14 protein-coding genes are annotated in these 19,902 nt (G+C 66.4%); 4 read left to right on the forward strand and 10 right to left on the reverse strand.

Translation table 11 applies throughout. From position 1 onward, the window contains the following. Positions 1 to 59: 59 nt before the first annotated feature. From OEZ49_RS13365 to OEZ49_RS13400, 8 genes are all read right to left on the reverse strand, one after another. On the reverse strand, positions 60 to 1,133 hold the full coding sequence (locus OEZ49_RS13365; protein ID WP_164133081.1) for a BMP family ABC transporter substrate-binding protein: 1,074 nt from the start codon (positions 1,131 to 1,133) through the stop codon (positions 60 to 62). Positions 1,134 to 1,170: 37 nt separating this feature from the next. Then, positions 1,171 to 2,091, reverse strand: a complete 921-nt coding sequence (locus OEZ49_RS13370) for an ABC transporter permease (protein ID WP_263388778.1) — start codon at positions 2,089 to 2,091, stop codon at positions 1,171 to 1,173. Positions 2,092 to 2,094: 3 nt separating this feature from the next. After that, positions 2,095 to 3,177: an ABC transporter permease gene (locus OEZ49_RS13375; protein WP_263388779.1), complete on the reverse strand. Its 1,083-nt coding sequence runs from the start codon at positions 3,175 to 3,177 to the stop codon at positions 2,095 to 2,097. Positions 3,178 to 3,231: 54 nt separating this feature from the next. Further along, positions 3,232 to 4,749: an ABC transporter ATP-binding protein gene (locus OEZ49_RS13380; RefSeq protein WP_263388780.1), complete on the reverse strand. Its 1,518-nt coding sequence runs from the start codon at positions 4,747 to 4,749 to the stop codon at positions 3,232 to 3,234. Continuing rightward, positions 4,746 to 5,678 carry a xanthine dehydrogenase accessory protein XdhC gene (xdhC, locus tag OEZ49_RS13385; RefSeq protein ID WP_263388781.1) on the reverse strand — a complete coding sequence of 311 codons (933 nt, stop codon included), beginning with the start codon at positions 5,676 to 5,678 and terminating at the stop codon, positions 4,746 to 4,748. Before xdhC ends, OEZ49_RS13380 begins: the two co-directional genes overlap by 4 nt. Beyond that, complete coding sequence (gene xdhB, locus OEZ49_RS13390) at positions 5,668 to 8,007, reverse strand: xanthine dehydrogenase molybdopterin binding subunit (RefSeq protein ID WP_263388782.1); 2,340 nt, start codon at positions 8,005 to 8,007, stop codon at positions 5,668 to 5,670. Before xdhB ends, xdhC begins: the two co-directional genes overlap by 11 nt. After that, positions 8,004 to 9,443, reverse strand: coding sequence for a xanthine dehydrogenase small subunit (gene xdhA, locus OEZ49_RS13395; protein WP_263388783.1), 1,440 nt, complete (start codon positions 9,441 to 9,443; stop codon positions 8,004 to 8,006). The genes xdhB and xdhA overlap by 4 nt, the downstream gene beginning before the upstream one ends. A 377-nt stretch (positions 9,444 to 9,820) precedes the next feature. Beyond that, on the reverse strand, positions 9,821 to 10,555 hold the full coding sequence (locus OEZ49_RS13400; RefSeq protein ID WP_263388784.1) for a sulfite exporter TauE/SafE family protein: 735 nt from the start codon (positions 10,553 to 10,555) through the stop codon (positions 9,821 to 9,823). A 99-nt stretch (positions 10,556 to 10,654) separates the two neighbouring features. On the opposite strand from OEZ49_RS13400, the gene dnaE reads away from it, so the two are divergent. From dnaE to OEZ49_RS13415, 3 genes are read left to right on the forward strand one after another with little or no spacing between them, the layout of a single operon-like run. Then, the gene (dnaE, locus tag OEZ49_RS13405; protein WP_263388785.1) at positions 10,655 to 14,155 is read left to right on the forward strand and encodes a DNA polymerase III subunit alpha; all 3,501 of its coding nucleotides are present in this window, start codon (positions 10,655 to 10,657) and stop codon (positions 14,153 to 14,155) included. 55 nt (positions 14,156 to 14,210) lie between these two features. Further along, positions 14,211 to 14,426 (forward strand): hypothetical protein, encoded by a 216-nt coding sequence (locus OEZ49_RS13410; protein WP_263388786.1) that lies wholly within the window; start codon positions 14,211 to 14,213, stop codon positions 14,424 to 14,426. Between the two features lie 33 nt (positions 14,427 to 14,459). Further along, positions 14,460 to 14,828 carry a hypothetical protein gene (locus OEZ49_RS13415; RefSeq protein WP_164133070.1) on the forward strand — a complete coding sequence of 123 codons (369 nt, stop codon included), beginning with the start codon at positions 14,460 to 14,462 and terminating at the stop codon, positions 14,826 to 14,828. A gap of 55 nt (positions 14,829 to 14,883) precedes the next feature. Here the strand turns inward: OEZ49_RS13415 and OEZ49_RS13420 are convergent, their stop codons facing one another. Next, on the reverse strand, positions 14,884 to 17,286 hold the full coding sequence (locus OEZ49_RS13420; RefSeq protein WP_263388787.1) for a YbcC family protein: 2,403 nt from the start codon (positions 17,284 to 17,286) through the stop codon (positions 14,884 to 14,886). A 16-nt stretch (positions 17,287 to 17,302) separates the two neighbouring features. Continuing rightward, a complete protein-coding gene (locus OEZ49_RS13425) occupies positions 17,303 to 18,853 on the reverse strand; it encodes a proton-conducting transporter transmembrane domain-containing protein (RefSeq protein WP_263388788.1) in 1,551 nt (516 codons plus the stop codon). 112 nt (positions 18,854 to 18,965) lie between these two features. On the opposite strand from OEZ49_RS13425, the gene OEZ49_RS13430 reads away from it, so the two are divergent. Then, complete coding sequence (locus tag OEZ49_RS13430) at positions 18,966 to 19,856, forward strand: LysR family transcriptional regulator (RefSeq protein WP_164133067.1); 891 nt, start codon at positions 18,966 to 18,968, stop codon at positions 19,854 to 19,856. The last annotated feature ends 46 nt before the right edge of the window (positions 19,857 to 19,902 follow it).

Below are 19,902 nucleotides of genomic sequence, written 5' to 3' on the forward strand. Positions count from 1 at the left end.
GGCGAAGTGAAAAAGGCCCCGCCGAAGCGGGGCCTTGGATCCAGGTTTCAGACCGGGGATCAGTTCGGGATATCGCCTTCGATACCTTCGACATAGAAGTTCATGCCCGCCAGCGTGCCGTCATCGGCGGTTTCGCCCTCGGCCAGCCAGTCCGAACCGTCCTGCTTCTTCAGCGGGCCGGTGAACGGGTGGTAGGAGCCGCTTGCGATCGCGTCCTTCAGCGCCAGCGCCTCGGCCTTCACCTCGGCCGGAACTGCGTCCGAGATCTCGCCGATGCCCACCATTCCGGCGCCGATGCCGTCCCAGGTGTTCACGGTGGCCCAGCTGCCGTCCATCACCGCCTGGGTGCGCGCGATATAGTAGGGCGCCCAGTTGTCGATGATCGAGCTGACGCGCGGCATCGGGGCATATTCGCTCATGTCCGAGGCCTGGCCAAAGGTGATGACGTTGCCTGCGGCCTGCGCGGCGGCCTGCGGTGCGGTCGAATCGGTGTGTTGCAGGATCACGTCGGCACCCTGTTCGATCAGCACCTTGGCCGCATCGGCCTCTTTCGCCGGGTCGAACCAGGTATAGGCCCAGACGATCTTGAACTGAACGTCCGGGTTCACCTTGCGGGCGTGGATAAAGGCCGAGTTGATGCCCCGGATCACTTCGGGGATCGGGTAAGAGCCGATATAGCCCACCACGTTCGACTTGGTCATGCGCCCGGCAATGGTGCCCTGCACGGCGCGGCCCTCATAGAAACGGGCCGAATAGACCGACACGTTTGGCGCGGTCTTGTAGCCGGTGGCATGCTCGAACTTCACCTTCGGGAACTTCTTGGCCACGTTGATCGTCGGATCCATGTAGCCAAACGAGGTGGTAAAGATCAGGTCGGCGCCTTCCAGCGCCATCTGGGTCATCACCCGCTCGGCATCCGGGCCCTCGGGCACGCTTTCGACGAAGACGGTCTCGACCTTGTCGCCGAAATGCTCCTCGACGGCCAGACGGCCCTTGTTATGCTCATAGGTCCAGCCGCCGTCGCCCACGGGGCCGACATAGACAAAACCGACCTTGGTCTTGTCCTGCGCCATCGCGCCGGTCGCCAGACCCAGCGCCATCGCGGCGGTTGCGAGAAGAGACGTGAATTTCATTTAGGAACTCCCCTGTTTGGTTGTTAGTTTGCTCTCGTCAGTGAGAGGCGTGGAAGGTGCGGCCCAGCGAGGCCGGTGCGCTGCTCTTGTCCGCCGAAAGGATGACAAGAACAAGGATGGTGATGATGTAGGGCGACATTGCCAGATACTCGACCGGAATGGCAACGCCCGCTGCTTGCAGATTAAGCTGAACGACCGTGACGCCGCCAAAGAGATAGGCACCAAGCAGCGCCCGCCAGGGCTTCCAGCTTGCGAACACCACCAGCGCCAGCGCGATCCAGCCGACACCGGCGGTCATGCCCTCGGTCCACTGCGGCACGCGAATGAGGCTGATATAGGCCCCGCCCAGCCCGGCACAGGCGCCACCGAACATGATCGCCATGACCCGGATGCGGATCACCTTGTAACCCAGCGCATGGGCGGCGTCGTGATTCTCGCCCACCGCGCGCAGGATCAGGCCCGCGCGGCTGTACTTCAGCATCCACCAGACCGCACCCGTCAGCGCGATGCCCAGGTACAGGACCAGATCATGGCTGAACAGGATCGGCCCCACGACCGGCAGATCGCTCAGCACCGGAATGTCGAGCTTGCCCATCGCGGGTGGCTTGATCCCGACATAGGACTGGCCCATCAACGCGCTCAGCCCCAGACCGAACAGCGTCAGCGCCAGACCGCTCGCCACCTGATTGGCCAGCGCCACCTGGGTCAGCACCACGAACAAGAGCGACAGGATCGCGCCGCCGATAGCGGCGCCGATGAACCCAAGCCAGGGCGAGCCGGTTTCGACCGCGATGGCAAAACCGCTGATCGCACCGACGATCATCATCCCCTCGACGCCCAGGTTCAGAACGCCCGCGCGCTCCACCACCAATTCACCGATTGCAGCCAGCAAGAGGGGGGTTGCGGCGACCATGAGAGAGGCCACCAGAAGGACGGGATTGATTGCAGACAGGTCCATGGTTCACGCCACCTCTTTGCGGGCCGCACGGATGCGGTAGTTGGTCAACAGATCCAGCGCCAGCAGGAAAAAGAGCAGCATCCCCTGGAACACCTGGATCGCGGCGGCAGGCAGGCCCAGGCTGCCCTGTGCGATCTCGCCACCGATATAGGTCAGCGCCATCAGCCCTCCGGCCAGCAGGATGCCCACCGGATGCAACCGGCCCAGAAAGGCCACGATGATCGCGGTAAAGCCATAGCCCACGTTAAAATCGATGCTGATCTGGCCCGATGGGCCCGAGACCTCGAACAGCCCCGCCAGCCCCGCCAGCGCGCCCGAGACGCCTAGGCAGAACAGGATCAGCCGGGCTGGTTTCACCCCGGCAAACCGCGCCGCGCGCGGCGCCTCGCCGGTCAGGCGGATGTGGAACCCGGTCATGTGCCGGTTCAAGAGAACATAGGCAAAGATCACCGCGATCAGCGCCGCCACCACGCCCCAATGCATCCCCGTTCCTTCGATCAGCTCGGCATTATGTGCGCTGGCATAGGATTGCAGGTTGCGCGAACCGGGAAAGCCGAAGCCTTCGGGGTTCTTCAACAACCCAAGCGACATCGAGGCCAAGAGCTGCTCGGCCACATAGACCATCATCAGCGACACCAGGATCTCGTTGGTGCCGAACCGCACCTTGAGGAAGGCGGGCACCATGGCCCATGCCCATCCGCCCAGTGCCCCCGCGATCACCATCAACGGAAAGATGTAGAACGCCTCCATCGGGTAAAAGGCCAGCCCCACACCGGCGCCCACGATGGCGCCCATGATGTACTGCCCCTCGGCCCCGATGTTCCAGATGCCCGCGCGGAACCCCAGGGAAAGGCCGATGGCGATCAGCACCAGCGGCGCCCCTTTCACCAACAGTTGCGGACGATAGTAGAACGCATATTCCCCGAACAGCGGCTCCCAAAAGATGGTGCCGATCGCCTCGACCGGGTTCTTGCCCAGCGCCGCAAACAGCAGCCCGCCGAAAAACATGGTGGCCAGCACCGCCACCAGCGGCGTCGCCATCGACCAGGCCCGCGAAGGCTGCGGCCGTTTCTCCAGAACGATCATCCGCGCGTCCCCCCAATCACGGTGTTCTTGTTGTCAGTCTGTTTCAGGATGAGGTCAGACATGCGCCACCTCCATCCCGTGGGCGCCGCCCATCATCAGGCCGATCTCGTCCACGGTCAGCCCGGTGGTGGTGCGCGGTGCGCTCAGCCGCCCCTCGTTCAGCGCCGCGAACGTGTCCGAGATCTCCATCAGCTCGTCCAGGTCCTGGCTGATGCAGACCACCGCCGTGCCCTTGGCCGCCAGATCCAGCAGCGCCTGCCGGATCGCGGCCGCCGCCGATGCATCCACGCCCCAGGTGGGCTGGTTCACCACCAGCACGTCAGGGTTCTGCAACACCTCGCGCCCGATGACGAATTTTTGCAGGTTGCCGCCCGACAGCGACCGCGCCGCGTTTTCCGGCCCCGGCGTGCGCACGTCGAATTCCTTGATGATCCGCTCGGCGAACGCCTGCGTTTCGGCCCATTTCAGGAACCCGTTGCTTTCCAGCCCCTCGCGCACCGATCCGGTGAGCAGCGCGTTTTCCGTAAGGCTCATGTTGGGCGCCGCTGCATGGCCCAGCCGTTCTTCGGGCGCCGTCAGCAGGCCCAGCCGCCGCCGCGCCGTCGGACCCATCCGGCCCACCGGCTGGCCATCCTTCTTGACCGCGTCCGCCGCCGTCAGGATCTCGCCCGACAAGACGGCCAAGAGTTCGTCCTGCCCGTTGCCCGCAACCCCGCCGATGCCCAGAACCTCGCCCTTGCGCACCGTCATATGCACATTCTTCAGCGAGGTGCCGAATTCGCTGGGCGAGGGCACCGACAGGCCCGAGATATCCAGCGCGATCTCGCCGAACTCCCGGCCCGACCGTTCCGGCGTCTTCAGCGCCGTGCCCACCATCATCTCGGCCATGTCCCGGGCCGAGGTGTCGGCCGGGGTGCATTCGCCCACGTTCTTGCCCAGCCGCAGGATGGTGGCATGATCGCAAAGTGTGCGGATCTCCTCCAGCTTGTGGCTGATATAGAGGATCGACGTCCCTTCGGAGCGCAGCTTTTGCAGCGTCTGGAACAGGATCTCCACCTCCTGCGGCGTCAGCACGCTGGTCGGCTCGTCCATGATCAACAGCTTGGGGTCCTGCAACAGGCAGCGGATGATCTCGACCCGCTGCCGCTCGCCCGCGCTCAGATCACCGACGGTGCGGAACGGATCCAGAGGCAGGCCATAGGTCTCGCTAACCTCGCGGATGCGCGCGGCCAGATCGCCCATCGCGGGCGGGTTCTCCATCCCCAGCGCGATGTTCTCGGCCACGTTCAGCGCGTCGAACAGCGAGAAATGCTGGAACACCATGGCAATCCCGTCAGCCCGCGCCGCGCGCGGCTCGGGCGGCGCATAGGGCGCGCCGCGCAGGGACATGGTGCCGCTGTCGGGCTTGACCAGCCCATAGATCATCTTGACCAGCGTGGACTTGCCCGCGCCGTTCTCGCCCAAGAGGGCATGCACCTCGCCCTCGCCAATGTCGAAACTGACATTGTCGTTGGCGACCACGCCGGGATAGGCCTTGGTCAGCCCCTTGATGCTCAGAAGTGGTGTGCTCACGCGCTCAGCTCCTTCCTTGTCGTTTCGCTATGCGCCGGGCTCAGCAGCCGGGCGGCAACGCCAATGGCGATGCTGGCGGGATGTTTGCCCAGGGCGGGATCGCCGATGGGACAGGTGATGCGATCGATCTGCTGCGGCGTGTGACCAAGAGCGGCCAGCCGCGACCGGAATCGCGCCCATTTGGTAGCCGAGCCAATCAGCCCGGCAAAGGCAAAATCGTGCCGCAGCAACCGGTTGCACAGTTCCAGGTCCAATTCATGCGAATAGGTCAGGATCAGGTGCTCGGCCGTGCGCGGCGCATAGGCAACCAGATCGGCGGGCCGCGCCGCGGGTAGCGGCGTCACCCCGGCAGGGATGGATTCGGGAAACCGCTCCACCCCGGTATCGACCCAGGTGATGGCGATCTCGGGCAGCGGCGACAGCACATCGACCAGCGCGCGGCCCACATGGCCCGCGCCCCAGATCCAGAGCTGCCGCGCCGGTCTCAACACAGGCTCGACCATCCAGTCGCCGACCAGCTGCGCCTCGGGGAGTACTCCCTGTCCGCGCGCCCGCGCCAGCAGGCGCTTGACCGCCAGCGGGGCAGGTGCCGCGCCGCTCGCCGCCCGCGCGACAACCTCGCCGTCAATCGCCTCCAGCCGCGCCGCATCCCAGACTTCCGTCAACAGCGTCACCGCCCCGCCGCAGCACTGGCCCAGCTCCGGCCCCAGCGCATGCCGGCTCAGCCCCAGCCGCCCGGCCCGCGCCGCCTCTGCCGCCTGAAACTCCAAGGCACCGCCGCCGATAGTGCCAGACTGGCCGTTCTTCCAGACAAGCATCGCCGCGCCCACCTCGCGCGGGGACGATCCCCTGATCGCCGCGATCACCACCCGGGTCACCACCCCATGGTCGGCCACCGCCGCGCGCAGCCCCTCCAGATCAAATGCCATCGCCATGCCTCCGGATGCCTTTCCAGACCTCCTCCGCCGTCGCCGGCGCGTTCAGCGCCGGATAGGCATCGCCACAGGACGCCACAGCATCAGACAAAGCCAGCCAGGCCGAGATGCCCAGCATGAACGGCGGCTCGCCCACGGCCTTCGACCGGTAGATCGTGTCCTCACGGTTCTGCCCGTCCCATAGCGCCACGTTGAACACCTCGGGCCGGTCCGAACAGGCCGGGATCTTGTAGGTCGAAGGCGCATGCGTCCTCAGCCGTCCGTGATCGTCCCAGACCAGCTCCTCGGTGGTCAGCCAGCCCGCACCCTGCACATAGCCGCCCTCGACCTGGCCGATATCCAGATCGGGGTTCAGCGAGGCACCGGCATCATGCAGGATGTCCGCGCGCAGGATGCGGTATTCGCCGGTCAGCGTGTCCACCGCCACCTCGGTCACCGAGGCGCCATAGGCAAAGTAGTAAAACGGCCGCCCGCGTCCCTGGATCCGGTCCCATTCGATCTTGGGCGTCTTGTAGAACCCGGTCGCCGACAGGCTGATCCGCCCCTGATAGGCCAGCGCCGCCGCTTCGGCAAAGCTGTAGCGCGCCTCGCCCACCTCGACCTGCCCATTCCCGAACCGGACCGAGGCGACCTCCGCCTGATGCCGCTCGGCCAGAGAGGCCGCCATCCGGTCGCGGATGGTGTCGCAGGCGGCCTTGACCGCCATGCCATTCAGGTCCGACCCCGACGAGGCCGCCGTGGCCGAAGTATTGGGCACCTTGGCTGTATCGGTGGCGGTGATCTTGACCATCTCCAGCGGAATGCCGAACCGGCTTGCCGCCACCTGCGCCACTTTCTGGAACAGGCCCTGGCCCATCTCGGTGCCGCCATGGTTCAGATGCACGGAGCCATCCTGATAGACATGCACCAGCGCGCCCGCCTGGTTCAGATGGGTCAGGGTGAACGAAATCCCGAATTTCACCGGCGAAAAGGCGATGCCCCGCTTGACGATCGGATTGGCCGCGTTCCACGCCGCCACCGCTGCCTTTCGCGCGGCGTAGTCCGAAGACGCCAGCAGCGCCTCGGTCATCCCGTGCAGCTCGAAATCCTCGACCACCTGCCCATAGGGCGTGGTATTCTCCTTCATTCCGCTGGAAATACTCCGGGGGGAGGCCGAAGGCCGGGGGGCAGAGCCCCCCTCTGGCGCCGCATAGTAATTGCGCTGCCTCAACTCGACCGGGTCGATCCCCAGCACATGCGCGGCATGATCCATGACCCGCTCGATCCCGACCATCCCCTGCGGCCCGCCAAAGCCGCGATAGGCGGTGGCGGATTGGGTATTGGTCTTCAGCCGGTGGCTTTCGATCCGCGCATTGGGCAGTAGATAGGCATTATCCGCATGCAGCATCGCCCGGTCTGCCACCGGCAGCGACAGGTCCTGCGCCCAGCCGCAGATCGCGTGATGCAGGAAGGAGACGCCCTGAATCCGGCCCTCGGTGTCGAATCCGGCGCGATAGGCGATGCGAAAAGCATGGCGCTTGCCGGTGATCACCATGTCGTCGTCGCGGTCATAGCGCATCTTGCAGGCGCGCCCGGTGGCGCGCGCCGCCACGGCGCAGGCCACCGCCAGCGCGTTGCCCTGGCTTTCCTTGCCGCCAAAGCCGCCGCCCATGCGGCGGGTCTCGACCCGGACGGCGTGCATCGGCACGCCCAAGGCCTCGGCCACCTTGTGCTGGATCTCGGTCGGGTGCTGGGTGGAACTGTGCACCAGCATGTCGCCGCCCTCGCCAGGCAGGGCCAGCGCGGCCTGACCTTCGAGATAGAAATGCTCCTGCCCGCCCAGCTCGAACGTGCCTTCGATGACATGGGCCGCCCCGGCAATCGCCGCCTCGGCATCGCCTTTCTCGTAGATGCGCGGCCCGTCCTCGAAGCGGCTGTCGGCCGCCAACGCCTGTTCGATGGTCAGGATCGCGGGTTCCTCGGCATAGTCGATCCGCGCCCGCCGTACCGCCTTGCGCGCGGCCAGGTGGCTGGTGGCCACCACCACGAACAGCGGCTGGCCCACATAGTGAACGGTGCCGTCCGACAAAAGCGGCTCGTCATGGGCCGAGGGCGAGACGTCATTGGCAAAGGGCAGGTCATCGGCCACCATCACCCGGACCACGCCGGGCGCGCGCTTCACCTCTTCGAGGTTCATCGCGGTGATCCGCCCCTTGGCAATCGTGCTCAGGCCAAAGGCCAGATGCAGCGTGTCGCGCGGGGTGGGGATGTCATCGACATAACGGGCAGTGCCTGCCACATGCAGCGGCGCCGCGTCATGCGGCAGGGGTTTGGCGACGCTCATGCCCGTACCTCCAGCACATTGGCCAACAGGCCCTGATCCTCGGCGAAATAGCGGCGCAGCATCGCCTTGGCGGTCTCCATCCGGTAAGCGGCCGAGGCGCGCATGTCCGACATCGGGGTGAAATCGGACTCGAACTCTGGCAGGGCCGCGTTAACAACCTCTTGTGTCCAGGGCTGTCCGGTCAGCGCCGCCTCGACCGCGCGGGCGCGTTTCGGGATGCCCGCCATACCGCCAAAGGCGATGCGGGCGGCGGTGACGCTGCCGCCCTCGACCGTGATGTTGAAACAGCCGCAGACGGCCGAGATATCCTGATCGAAACGCTTCGACAGCTTGTAGCATTTCAGCCGGTCGGGCTGGCGCGGAAAACTCACCGCCTCGACAAACTCGCCAGGCGCGCGGTCCTGCTTGCCATAGTCGAGGAAGAACGCCTCGAGCGGCAGGTCGCGGCGGGTATCGCCCCGGCGCAGTTGCAGGGTGGCCCCCAGCGCGATCAGCGCGGGCGGGTTGTCACCGATGGGCGAGCCATTGGCGATGTTGCCGCCGACAGTGGCGGCATTGCGCACCTGTACGCTGGCATAGCGGCGGATCATTTCGCCATAGGACGGGTGCAGGGGGGCGACAGTGTCGCGCATCCGGTTCATGTCGACCATGGCACCGAGGCGCACTTGGGTATCGGTGACCTCGATCTCCTTCAGATCGGCGCAGCCGGAAAGGAAAATGACCTTGGGCAGGCCGCGCAACTGCTTGGTGACCCAGAGGCCCACATCGGTCGCCCCGGCGACCAGCGTGGCGTCGGGGTGGGCGGCATAGAGTGCCGCGAGTTCATCGGAGGATGCTGGGGAAGAGGGGGGCTTTGCCCCACCCGCCATTGCCTCTTGGGCAACTGGCGCACTGGAAGAGGGGGGCTCTGCCCCCCGGCCTGCGGCCTCCCCCCGGAGTATTTCCGGCGAAATGAAGGCGCGATCGGTGGCGAGCCAGTCGGGTTTCGGCGCGCTTTCGACCGCGCGGGCGGCACGGATGATCGGGGCATAGCCAGTGCAGCGGCAGAGATTGCCGGCCAGTTGGGTGTCGTGGTCGGTGGCGCCCTCGGCATGGCCCGCGACCATCGACATCACGAAGCCCGGCGTGCAGAAGCCGCACTGGCTGCCGTGATGGGTCACCATGGCCTGTTGCACCGGATGGCTGCCGCCCAGCCCCTCGACCGTGCGCACCGCCTTGCCGTGAAGCTGCGGCAAGAACAGGATGCAGGCGTTCAGGGCGCGGGTGCCATCGGCATCGCTGACGGCCACGGTGCAGGCGCCGCAATCGCCCTCGTTGCAGCCTTCCTTGGTGCCGGTCAGACCGCGATCCTCGCGCAGCCAGTCGAGCAGCGTCGCGGTGGGGTCGGCCTCCACCAGCTCCACTGTCTCTCCGTTCAGAAGAAACGTGATCTTCATACTGTGAAACCCGTCGCCTTACCCTGTTGGCCCATCGGTGCCCTCCTTCGATGCGACGTAGAAGAAGAGGCGGGCTGTGTTATGGCAAAAGGTTAGAAACGCGAGCGGCCATCTGGCAAGAAAAACTCATTCTGCGCTGCAACATTTTTGCGTTGTCCGTGGCGGGTTTGAAAAGATGCCTGAAAAATACTCCAACTGAATCAACGGTCTGCCCCTGCGGCCCGGACGTGGGTTTGAAAGACCTTCAGGTTTTAACGAATAATCGCAAGCGGCCTTTTGGCGAACGGGTGGTAGTCTGTGGCCCGTCCTGTCGCCTCAGAGCAGCGAGGCCAGCCGTTGCAGGCCGATCCCGATCGCCAGCAATCCCACCGCCAACGTCAGGGGCCGCCGCGGCGCGATGGCGCCAGCCGGCCGCCCACCAGCGCCGCAGGCACGCCGCCGGCCACCAGTCCAGCCACGGGCAGCAACACCTCGTGCAGGTCGCGCCCGGTGCCCCACCGGCCCAGATGGTACCCGGCCATCAGCGCCAGGAACACCGTCAGGCTCACCACCAGTTCGGCCAGCGCCGAGGATCCGATGGCGCGGCGCGGCTCGTGGCCCGCGCCGATCAGCCCGCTGGTCACCACCGGCCCCCAGCTGCCGCCGATCCCCTCGATCAGCCCGCCGGTGGCGCCCAGCGCCGAGATCCGTCCGGTCGCCAACAGGCGCGGCGCCCGCCCAGACAGCCCGCGCCACAGGATCAGCCCGCCGATCAGCAAGAGGTATCCGCCGATGATCACCGTCAGCACCGGCCGTTTCAGCTCGCCCAGAATCAGCGCGCCGATGATACCCCCCGCGGCCCCGGCCAGCGCCAGGCGCCCAAACAGCGCCTTGTCGATATTGCCGTTGAGCGCATGGGAAATCCCCGCCACGATGCCGGTCGGCACCTTGGCCGCGTTGACACTGGCGGACACCAGCGGCGGCGGCACACCTTGGGCCAAAAGGACCGAGGCCGAGATGACACCGAACCCCATGCCCAGGGCACTGTCTGCAAGCTGCGCGGTAAAGCCCACAAGGGCAAAGGTCAGGAACAGGTCCAAGGGCGACTCGGGGGAAAAGAGCCTGGTTGCCATCTCGCTAAGCTATTCCCGGGCGTCCCGCAATCGGGGTTTTCGCCGGGGTCGTCACATCCCCCGTGGCGCCCCTGATCCGGATCGCCTATCGTCTCTGGCATGAGCAGTAACCCCCGATTCATCCACCTCCGCCTGCATACCGAATACTCGCTTCTCGAAGGCGCGATCCGGCTCAAGAAACTGCCCGCGCTTTGCGAGAAGATGGGCATGCCGGCGGTGGCGGTCACCGATACCAACAACCTGTTTGCTGCGCTGGAATTCTCGGTTTCGGCCAGCGGCGCGGGCATCCAGCCGATCATCGGCTGCCAGGTCTCGCTGGCCTATGTCACGCCGATGCCGGGGGAAAAGCCGAAGCCGCCTGCCGGGATCGTTCTGCTGGCCCAGTCCGAGGCGGGGTACGAGAACCTGATGAAGCTCAACAGCTGCCTTTACATCGACAAGGGCGGGCAGCTGCCGCAGGTCACGCTGGACGAGCTTGCCGCCCATTCCGAAGGGCTGATCTGTCTCAGCGGCGGGCCCGACGGGCCGGTGGGGCGGCTTTTGCAGCAGGGTCAGCGCCCGGCGGCCGAGACGTTGGTGGACCAGCTGGCGGGCATGTTCCCCGACCGGCTTTATATCGAGCTGCAACGCCACCCGGGCGAGGGTGGCGCGCCCGAGGCCGAGCGCCTGACGGAACGCGGCCATGTCGAGATGGCCTATGCCAAGGGCCTGCCGCTGGTGGCCACCAACGATGTCTATTTCCCCAGCTCCGACATGTACGAGGCGCATGATGCGCTGATCTGCATCGCCGAGGGCGCCTATGTCGATCAGCAGCAGGGCCGCCGCCGCCTGACCGCGCAGCATTACCTAAAATCGCCGCAGGAGATGGCGACGCTCTTTGCCGATCTGCCCGAGGCGGTCGAGAATACCGTCGAGATCGCCCGCCGCTGCGCCTTCATGGCCTACAAGCGCGCGCCGATCCTGCCGAAGTTCGCCGATGACGAGGTGCAGGAACTGCGCCGCCAGGCCAACGCGGGCTTGCAGGCCCGTCTTGCGGTTATCCCGCATGCGGTCAGCGCCGAGGATTACCAGAAACGGCTCGATTTCGAGCTCGACATCATCGAAGGGATGGGCTTTCCCGGTTACTTCCTGATCGTGGCCGATTTCATCAAATGGGCCAAGGATCATGACATCCCGGTGGGGCCGGGGCGGGGCTCGGGCGCGGGCTCGCTGGTGGCCTATGCGCTGACCATCACCGACCTCGACCCGCTGCGTTACAGCCTGCTCTTCGAACGCTTCCTGAACCCCGAGCGGGTCTCGATGCCCGACTTCGACATCGACTTCTGCATGGACCGGCGCGAAGAGGTGATCCGCTACGTGCAGGAGAAGTACGGCCGCGACAAGGTGGGGCAGATCATCACCTTCGGTGCGCTTCTGTCCAAGGCCGCCGTGCGCGACATCGGCCGGGTGTTGCAGATGCCCTATGGCCAGGTGGATCGCCTCTCCAAGATGATCCCGGTCGAAGGCGTGAAACCCGTCAGCATCGAAAAGGCGTTGGCCGACGAGCCGCGCCTGCGCGATGCCGCGCGCGAGGAAGAGGTGGTCGACCGCCTGTTGACCTATGGCCAGCAGGTCGAAGGGCTGCTCCGGAATGCCTCGACCCATGCGGCGGGCGTGGTGATCGGCGACCGCCCGCTTGATGCGCTGGTGCCGCTCTACCAGGATCCGCGCTCGGACATGCCGGCCACCCAGTTCAACATGAAATGGGTGGAACAGGCGGGGCTGGTGAAATTCGACTTTCTGGGTCTCAAGACCCTGACCGTGATCCAGAACGCGATGGATCTGATCTTCAAATCGGGCCGCCCGCTGCATGTGGCCGCAGACGGGCGCCAGCTCTACGACCCGGCGGAAGGGGCCCAGAACCAGATCAACGCCATCCCGCTGGATGACGAGCCCACCTATAAACTCTATTCCGCCGCCAAGACCGTCGCCGTGTTCCAGGTGGAAAGTTCGGGCATGATGGATGCGCTCAAGCGCATGAAACCCACCTGTATCGAGGATATCGTGGCCCTTGTGGCGCTCTACCGCCCCGGGCCCATGGAGAACATCCCGGTCTATTGCGAGGTCAAGAACGGCGTCCGCGATCTGGCTTCGATCCACCCCTCGATCGACTTCATCCTCGAAGAAACCCAGGGCATCATCGTCTATCAGGAACAGGTGATGCAGATCGCCCAGGTGATGGCGGGCTACAGCCTTGGCGGCGCCGACCTCTTGCGCCGCGCCATGGGCAAGAAGATCGCCGAGGAAATGGCCAAGGAACGCCCCAAGTTCATCGAAGGGGCCACCGCCAACGGCGTGACCAAGGAAAAGGCGGGCGAGGTCTTCGACCTGCTGGAAAAATTCGCCAATTACGGCTTCAACAAATCCCACGCCGCCGCCTATGCCGTGGTCAGCTACCAGACCGCCTGGCTCAAGGCCAACCACCCGGTCGAGTTCATGGCGGGCGTCATGAACTGCGATATCCACCTGACCGACAAGCTGGCGGTCTATTTCGAAGAGGTCCGCAAGGGGCTGGGCCTGCCTTACGTGCCGCCCTGCGTGAACCGCTCCCAGGCCACCTTCGACGTGGTGAACGGAGAGCTCGTCTATGCGCTGGGCGCGCTCAAGAACGTGGGCGTCGAGGCGATGCGCCTGGTGGTCGAGGGGCGCGGCAACAAACCCTTCGTCAACCTTTTCGACCTGGCCCGCCGGGTCGATCTGAAAAAGGTCGGCAAACGTCCGCTGGAAATGCTCGCGCGCGCCGGGGCCTTTGACCAGCTCGACCCCAACCGCCGCCGGGTGTTTGAAAGCATCGAGGCGCTCAGCGCCTATTCCGCCGCCATCCACGACCAGAAAGCCTCGAACCAGGTCTCGCTCTTTGGCGAGGCGGGCGACGACCTGCCCGAACCGCGTCTGGCCGCCGTGCCCGACTGGCTGCCTGCCGAACGCCTCTCGGAGGAGTTCAAGGCGATCGGCTTCTACCTCTCGGGCCACCCGCTCGACGACTATATGCCCGCGCTGAAACGCCGGGGCGTGCTGACGCTGGACGAGGTCACCGAACAGGCCCGCTCAGGCCCGGTTCTTGCCAAGATGGCGGGCGTTGTCGCCGGGCGGCAGGAGCGCAAATCCGCCCGGGGCAACCGCTTCGCCTTTGCCCAGATGTCCGACCCCACCGGCGCGTTCGAGGTGACGCTCTTCTCCGAAGTGCTGGAGAAAAGCCGCGACTATCTCGAAACCGGTTCCCATGTGGTGCTGACCGCCGAGGCGACGATGGAGGCCGACCAGCTCAAACTACTGGCCCGCTCGGTCGGTCCCGCCGATACCGTGGTGGCCGAGGCGGGCGCCACCGGCCTGCGCGTCTTCATGGACGATGCCAGCGCCGTGGCCACCGTCGCCCATATCCTGGCCGAGGCGGCGCAGGCCGCCCGCAATGCCGCCCGCGGCCCGATCCAGCTCTGCCTGATGGATCCCGGCCTGCCCGGCGAGGTCGAGATGGACCTGGGCCAGGATTTCCCCCTCAATCCCCAGATCAAGGGCGCGATCAAGTCGCTTGACGGGGTGCTGGACGTCGAGGAGATCTGAGACGATACTTCCCCTGTCTCCGTTTTTCGTCAGAACCCTTGAAGGGAGGACAGACATGACAGTAAACCCTCGTTTTCACCTGACCGCCGCGCTGGCATTTGCCCTGGGCCTTGCCGCGATCGCGCCCGGCGCGGCGCTTGCCGACAAGAAAACCGACCGTGCCATAAAGGGGGCCCTGATCGGCGCCGGGGTCGGGGCACTGGTCGGCGACAGCAAGACCGCCGCCGCGGGCGCGGTTGTCGGCGCCATCGTCGGCGCCAACAAGAAGTGACACACCCACGCGATATCCAGTCGGGAGGCCGGGATGTTTGACACAAGACATTGGATCGCCGCACTTGCCGCGACCTGCCTGTTCACCACCGCCGCGCGGGCGGATGAAGAGGCCGAGAAGATGGTGCAGGACGCGCTCGACGTGATGTACCACACCTGCCAGTCGGTCATCGACGAGGCCGACGGGGACGAGGCCTATGTCCTCGACGTGGTGTCGAAGATGGTGGCGCTGTCGCTCTACAACCGCGAGATCGACATCACCGCCTACTCCACCTCGGAGGAGGACAAGACCCGCCTGCGCGAAGCCTTCGTCGCCGCGCTGGGCGAAGGATGCCAGTCAGACCAGAACGCGCTTTTGGGCGGGGTGGTCGATACGGCGGTGAAATCCACGCTGGGGCTGTAACGGCCAGACGCGCAGCGGCGGGGGACTTGCCGCCGCGCGGGGGCAATTGGCCGCCTCATTCGGCGGCGATTGCCCGATCCACTTGTGCCTCAGGTGCAAAGGGCACCCAGGTCAGATCACCGTCATAACGCCAGGCCAGCTTGCCCGTATCGTCCATCGCGATCAGGTGCAGCCAGCCATTGTCAAAGAGCGCCCTGACCCCGGGGTGCCGCCGCAATACGTCGGTCATCGCCGCGCGCGGCGCCTCGATCACCACCGACAGGCGCAGCGGCTCGTGCTGGAACCCTTCGCCGTCATGCACCGACTGCCACGGCAGGCCCGGGCGCGGCGCGCCGCCGTTGCCCTCCAGCACGCCGATACCGCCCACCACGTTATGAAGCAGCTTGTTGCCGCCGCCGAACAGGGCAGGGGCCACGGTCGAGCCGTAATATTGCAGGCTGATCCAGCTTGCGACCACCACCGGCGCGGTCAGGATCAGTTCCAGCACGCCAAAGCCTTCGTCGCGGCGCCAGTCATAGTTGTGGAGAAACGCCTGTCCCGCCAGCCCGGTGCCTTCGGTCCGGTGCCGGGGGGCGGCGACAAAGGCACGGCAGCCCGCCAGCCCCCATTCGGGGCGCAATTCTGCCCAGTCCTGCGCCCGCCGGGCAATATCCGCCCCGCCCTTGGCACGCGGCAGCCGGGCGGCGCGCTCGGCGCGTGCCAGTTGCCCGGCCTGCTCCAGCCAGGCCCTGAGCCGCGCGATATCCGCCGCCCAATCGCCTGACGGCAGGTCCTGATCGAACAGCGTCACCCGGTCGGTTGTCGTATGGTGCAGCGCGGCCAGGAACACCGTGTCGGCGGGGATCTCGACCCCCTCCGCCCGCAGCCCCTCGCGCACGCCCGCGTCGTTCAGCAGCCCGGCCAGCAGCCGCGCGTTCACATCGCCCGCATAACCGCCGCAGGCCCCGCACTGCAAAGCGCTTTCATGCGGGTTGTTGGTGACATCGGCGCCATGACCCGCAACCATCACCACCCGCGCGAACCCGCTTGTCAGCGACATCGCGCCCAGCACAGTCCGTGCCATGGCAACCCGTGCCTCGGGGCCAATCGCTGGGTCGAGCTGCGGCGCCGGATCGGCCTTGGCCACCTTGCCCAGCCCCAGTGCATCGCGCACCAGCTTGCCGGCATAGACCGGCCCCGTCGCCTCGACAAAGGCAAAGGACGACACCGCCGCCAGCTTGAACCGGCCCCAGGCCCGCCCGGCCCGCGCAGTGTACCGGCGCCCCAGGTCCACCTCGCCGGGTTCCACCGCCTGCGACTGCACCCCAGGCCTCAGCAGCACCGGCCCCCGCGTCTCGACCACGTCCGACCCGGCCGCCCGGTGCGCACTGGCCAGGCCAAAGAACCCGGCAAAGCCGATGGTCTCTATGCCTGCGTCCTGTGCCTCCAGCGCCCGGCGGAACACTTCGGACCGCACGTCGATGCAGAACGCGGCCTGCACCGCAGGCCGTTCCTGCCGGATCGCTGCCGCGCCGCCCTCCAGCGTCTCGGCCAGCCTGCGCTGCGCCGCCCGCTCACTGGCCTCCTGCCAGACCGCGTCGATGGCCATGTCCCGCGTGGGCGTCACCGGCGCCTCATGCGCGGCCACCGCCTTGGCCCAGCGATCCGCGATCTGAGCGCCGTAAAGCCCCATCAACGCCTCGTCGAACACCATCCGGATCGCCAGCAGCTCGGTCACCGTGTTGTCGGTCGCCCCTTCCAGCTCGGCCTGCCACAGCAGGTAGCGGGCATATTGCGCCCAACCGCCCAGCGTCATCAACCAGCGGTGAAAGGCTGTGTCAGAGGCCGCTGTGCTCAGCCCCAGCGCCTCGCTCGCCCGTCCGATTGCCCGCCAATGCGACCGGTTGGTCGCCGCGACAAAGGCACCGAACCCAGTCAGCCCGTGAATCTCGGGCGTCAGGTCACGGCTGGCAAACTCGCGCCATGCACTGAACGCCCCGCCGGTCCGCCCCGGCTGCCACAGCGCCTGTCCTTCATCGAAATGGCTGGCCGCCCAGACCCCGATCCGGTCCTCGATCAGACCGGGCCAGTCGACGCCCGACACCTCGGCGGCCAGATCGGCCACCGTGGGCAGCGCCTCGGGCTGCGCGGCCTGCGTCTCCACCGCCGCCACCACCTCGGCCAGCGTCAGCCGCCCGAACCGGGCCGACCGCAGCGCCGCCGCCAGATCGCTCTCCAATATCTCGCCTGCCGAGAACTTCTCGGCCCAGACCGACCGCTCGGGCATGATCAGGGTCCCGGACACCCGCGCCAGCCGCGCGGCGCTCACCGCCAGCGGCTCGTCCGACTGGCCCAGAAAGGGGTTGACCGCGACGCTCGCCGACAGCGGGAACAGCGGCGGGATCGCGCGCGCGGCGCCATTGGCCTCGGACACCAGTTCCAGAAGCGGGGCGGGCATGGTTTCAAGCTTTGCAAACATCTCTCTCGTCTCCAGGTCAGGCAGGGGTCCGCTTCGACCAGCCGTCCAGCAGCCGGTCAAAGATCGCATTGGCATAAAGTCCGTTCGACAGGTGCACCCGGATACCGGCGGCCGCCGGATGCATGGCCCAGAGCGGGAAGGTCGCTTGCGCCACCGCAACCACGCCGAAACTGATCAGCGCCAGCACGATCAGCGCCCATTCCAGCGGCCCCGGTGCGGGCACCGGCGGCAGTGTCCCGGCGGTCAGATGCAGCGCTACAAGTTGCAGAACGAAGTAGCTGACCGAGGTGACCGAGGCATAGATCACCATCCGCCGGGTCAGGGCGCCGGGCGCCGCATCGGCAAACCCCTGCGCCAGCAGATAGGCCACGCCAAAGATCAGGATTACCCCCAGCGCAATGGCCTGCACCGACTTGCCGTCAAAGCCAAAGACCAGCCCTACCAGCCCGTAGATCGCGATCCCGATGACAAAGGCCTGCACCACGTTGCGCGCACTTGGCACCGCCACCGGGCCGGGCCGACGGATCGCGGCCACGTTGCGCACCGCTTCGCCCGCGCTCAAAAAGGCATGCGCCTTGTACAGCGAATGCGCCACGATATGCAGCAGCGCCAGCGGGAACAGCGCCAGACCGCATTGCATGATCATGAAGGCCATCTGCGCGATGGTCGACCACGCCAGCGAGGTCTTGACCGCCGGTTGCGTCAGCATCACCAGCCCGCCAAACAGCGCCGTCAGCCCGCCCAGCATCACCAGCACCGCCATCACGCCCGGTGCCGTCAGCATCACATCGGCCATCCGGATCAGCAGGAACCCCCCGGCATTGATCACACCCGCATGCAGCAGGGCCGAGACCGGCGTCGGCGCCTCCATCACCTCGGTCAGCCAGCCATGTACCGGGAACTGGGCCGAGGCGAGAGCCGCCGCCAGCGCCAGCAGCGCCGCTGCCGCCAGCGTTGCCCAGCCGGGCGTGGCCGCGTCCAGGATCGTGGCGATATCCGTCGTGCCATAGGCCGCGATCAACAGCACCACCGCACCCGCCAGCGCCACCTCGCTCAGCCGTGCAACGACAGCTTTCTTGCGTGCCGCGCGCCGGGCGGTGGTGCGCTCGGGATAGAACAGCAAGAGCCGGCCCAGCACCAGGCTGGTCGCCGTCCAGGCCGCCAGCATCTGCACCAGGTTGCCGGACATAACCAGCAGCAGGACCGCGGCCAGAATGGCCGCCATCCCGCCGGTAAAGGCGCCCTGCCGCGCCTCGCCATCCATGTAGGTGGCGCTATAGCGCAGGACGATCCAGCCGATGAAGCTGACCAGAACCAGCATCGTGGCGCTGACCGCATCCAGCTGCACCGACAGCCCGATCCCCCAGATCCCGATCAGGCCTGAAGTGCCCGGCCCGTTCAAAACCAGAAACAGCGCCGCGACAACGGCCACCGCAAATCCGGCCAGCGCCGCGCTCTCGGCCAGTTTCGGCAAGCGTCCCGGGCGCAGGCCCGGCGTGCGGCGCGCTTGAACAACAACCGCCAGCAACAGCAGCGGACTCAAGAGAGGCAGATACAGATACCACATGGCAATTCCCTTCGATCCTTGCGGGCACAGCCCTTTGCACTGGACCTAGGTTATCAGTGCCTTTAATAAAAATTCATTGTTTGCACGAAAACGTTCATCTAAACAGAACGATATGCCGTTGAACTATCATCACCTGCGCTATTTCTGGGCCGTCGCCCATGACGGCAACCTGACTCGCACGGCCGAGCGTCTGAACCTGTCGCAATCGGCTCTCTCGGTGCAGATCAAGCAGCTCGAAGACCGCCTGGGCCACGCCCTGTTCGAGCGGCGCGGTCGCCAGCTGCACCTGACCGAGGCCGGGCGCATCGCGCTCGACCATGCCGATGCGATCTTCGCCACCGGGCAGGAACTGGTGGCGACGCTTCAGGAAACCGGCCGCACCCGGCGGGCGCTGCGCGTGGGCGCACAGGCCACGCTGTCGCGCAACTTCCAGATCGGCTTTCTGCGCCCCATCCTCGGACGCGAGGATGTCGAGGTCATCCTCCGCTCCGGCAGCCCCACCGAACTGCTCGAAGGTCTGGGCACCCTGAACCTCGACATGGTGCTGATGAACCGTGAACCGCCCGATGACAGCCTGACGCCTTACGAGACCCACCATGTCGCCGAACAGGCGGTCAGCATCGTCGGCACGCCCGACCGGCTGGACCCCGACCGCCCGATCAAGGCGCTGCTGGCGGAACAACCCTTCATCCTGCCCACCACCGACAGCACCCTGCGCACCGCCTTCGACGCCATGGCCAGCCGGATGGGGGTGCGGCCACAGGTGGTGGCCGAGGTCGATGACATGGCGATGATGCGCCTGCTGGCACGCGAGGATATCGGGCTGGCGCTGGTCGCCCCCATCGTGGTCCGGGACGAGCTCACCTCGGGTCGTCTGGTCGAGGCGCGGGCGCACCCGCGCATCCGCGAGACCTTCTTCGCCGTCACCCAGCGGCGGCGGTTCCCGAACCCGCTGGTGCAGGAGTTGCTGACCCGTAACGCCAGTCCGGAATTAATGGCCTGAGCGGCGCGGTACCCGCGCCCGCACACCTGTACAAAACGGTCAAACC

The organism is Ruegeria marisflavi, from assembly GCF_025673445.1.
Lineage (GTDB): Bacteria > Pseudomonadota > Alphaproteobacteria > Rhodobacterales > Rhodobacteraceae > Ruegeria_B > Ruegeria_B marisflavi.

Coding starts and splice junctions, on each gene's coding strand:
- OEZ49_RS13415 (WP_164133070.1), top strand. CDS start 14,460: ATGTTTGACACAAGACATTGGATCGCCGCACTTGCCGCGACCTGCCTG.
- OEZ49_RS13430 (WP_164133067.1), top strand. CDS start 18,966: ATGCCGTTGAACTATCATCACCTGCGCTATTTCTGGGCCGTCGCCCAT.
- OEZ49_RS13365 (WP_164133081.1), bottom strand. CDS start 1,133: ATGAAATTCACGTCTCTTCTCGCAACCGCCGCGATGGCGCTGGGTCTG.
- dnaE (WP_263388785.1), top strand. CDS start 10,655: ATGAGCAGTAACCCCCGATTCATCCACCTCCGCCTGCATACCGAATAC.
- OEZ49_RS13400 (WP_263388784.1), bottom strand. CDS start 10,555: ATGGCAACCAGGCTCTTTTCCCCCGAGTCGCCCTTGGACCTGTTCCTG.
- xdhC (WP_263388781.1), bottom strand. CDS start 5,678: ATGGCATTTGATCTGGAGGGGCTGCGCGCGGCGGTGGCCGACCATGGG.
- OEZ49_RS13370 (WP_263388778.1), bottom strand. CDS start 2,091: ATGGACCTGTCTGCAATCAATCCCGTCCTTCTGGTGGCCTCTCTCATG.
- OEZ49_RS13375 (WP_263388779.1), bottom strand. CDS start 3,177: ATGATCGTTCTGGAGAAACGGCCGCAGCCTTCGCGGGCCTGGTCGATG.
- xdhB (WP_263388782.1), bottom strand. CDS start 8,007: ATGAGCGTCGCCAAACCCCTGCCGCATGACGCGGCGCCGCTGCATGTG.
- xdhA (WP_263388783.1), bottom strand. CDS start 9,443: ATGAAGATCACGTTTCTTCTGAACGGAGAGACAGTGGAGCTGGTGGAG.
- OEZ49_RS13425 (WP_263388788.1), bottom strand. CDS start 18,853: ATGTGGTATCTGTATCTGCCTCTCTTGAGTCCGCTGCTGTTGCTGGCG.
- OEZ49_RS13410 (WP_263388786.1), top strand. CDS start 14,211: ATGACAGTAAACCCTCGTTTTCACCTGACCGCCGCGCTGGCATTTGCC.
- OEZ49_RS13420 (WP_263388787.1), bottom strand. CDS start 17,286: ATGTTTGCAAAGCTTGAAACCATGCCCGCCCCGCTTCTGGAACTGGTG.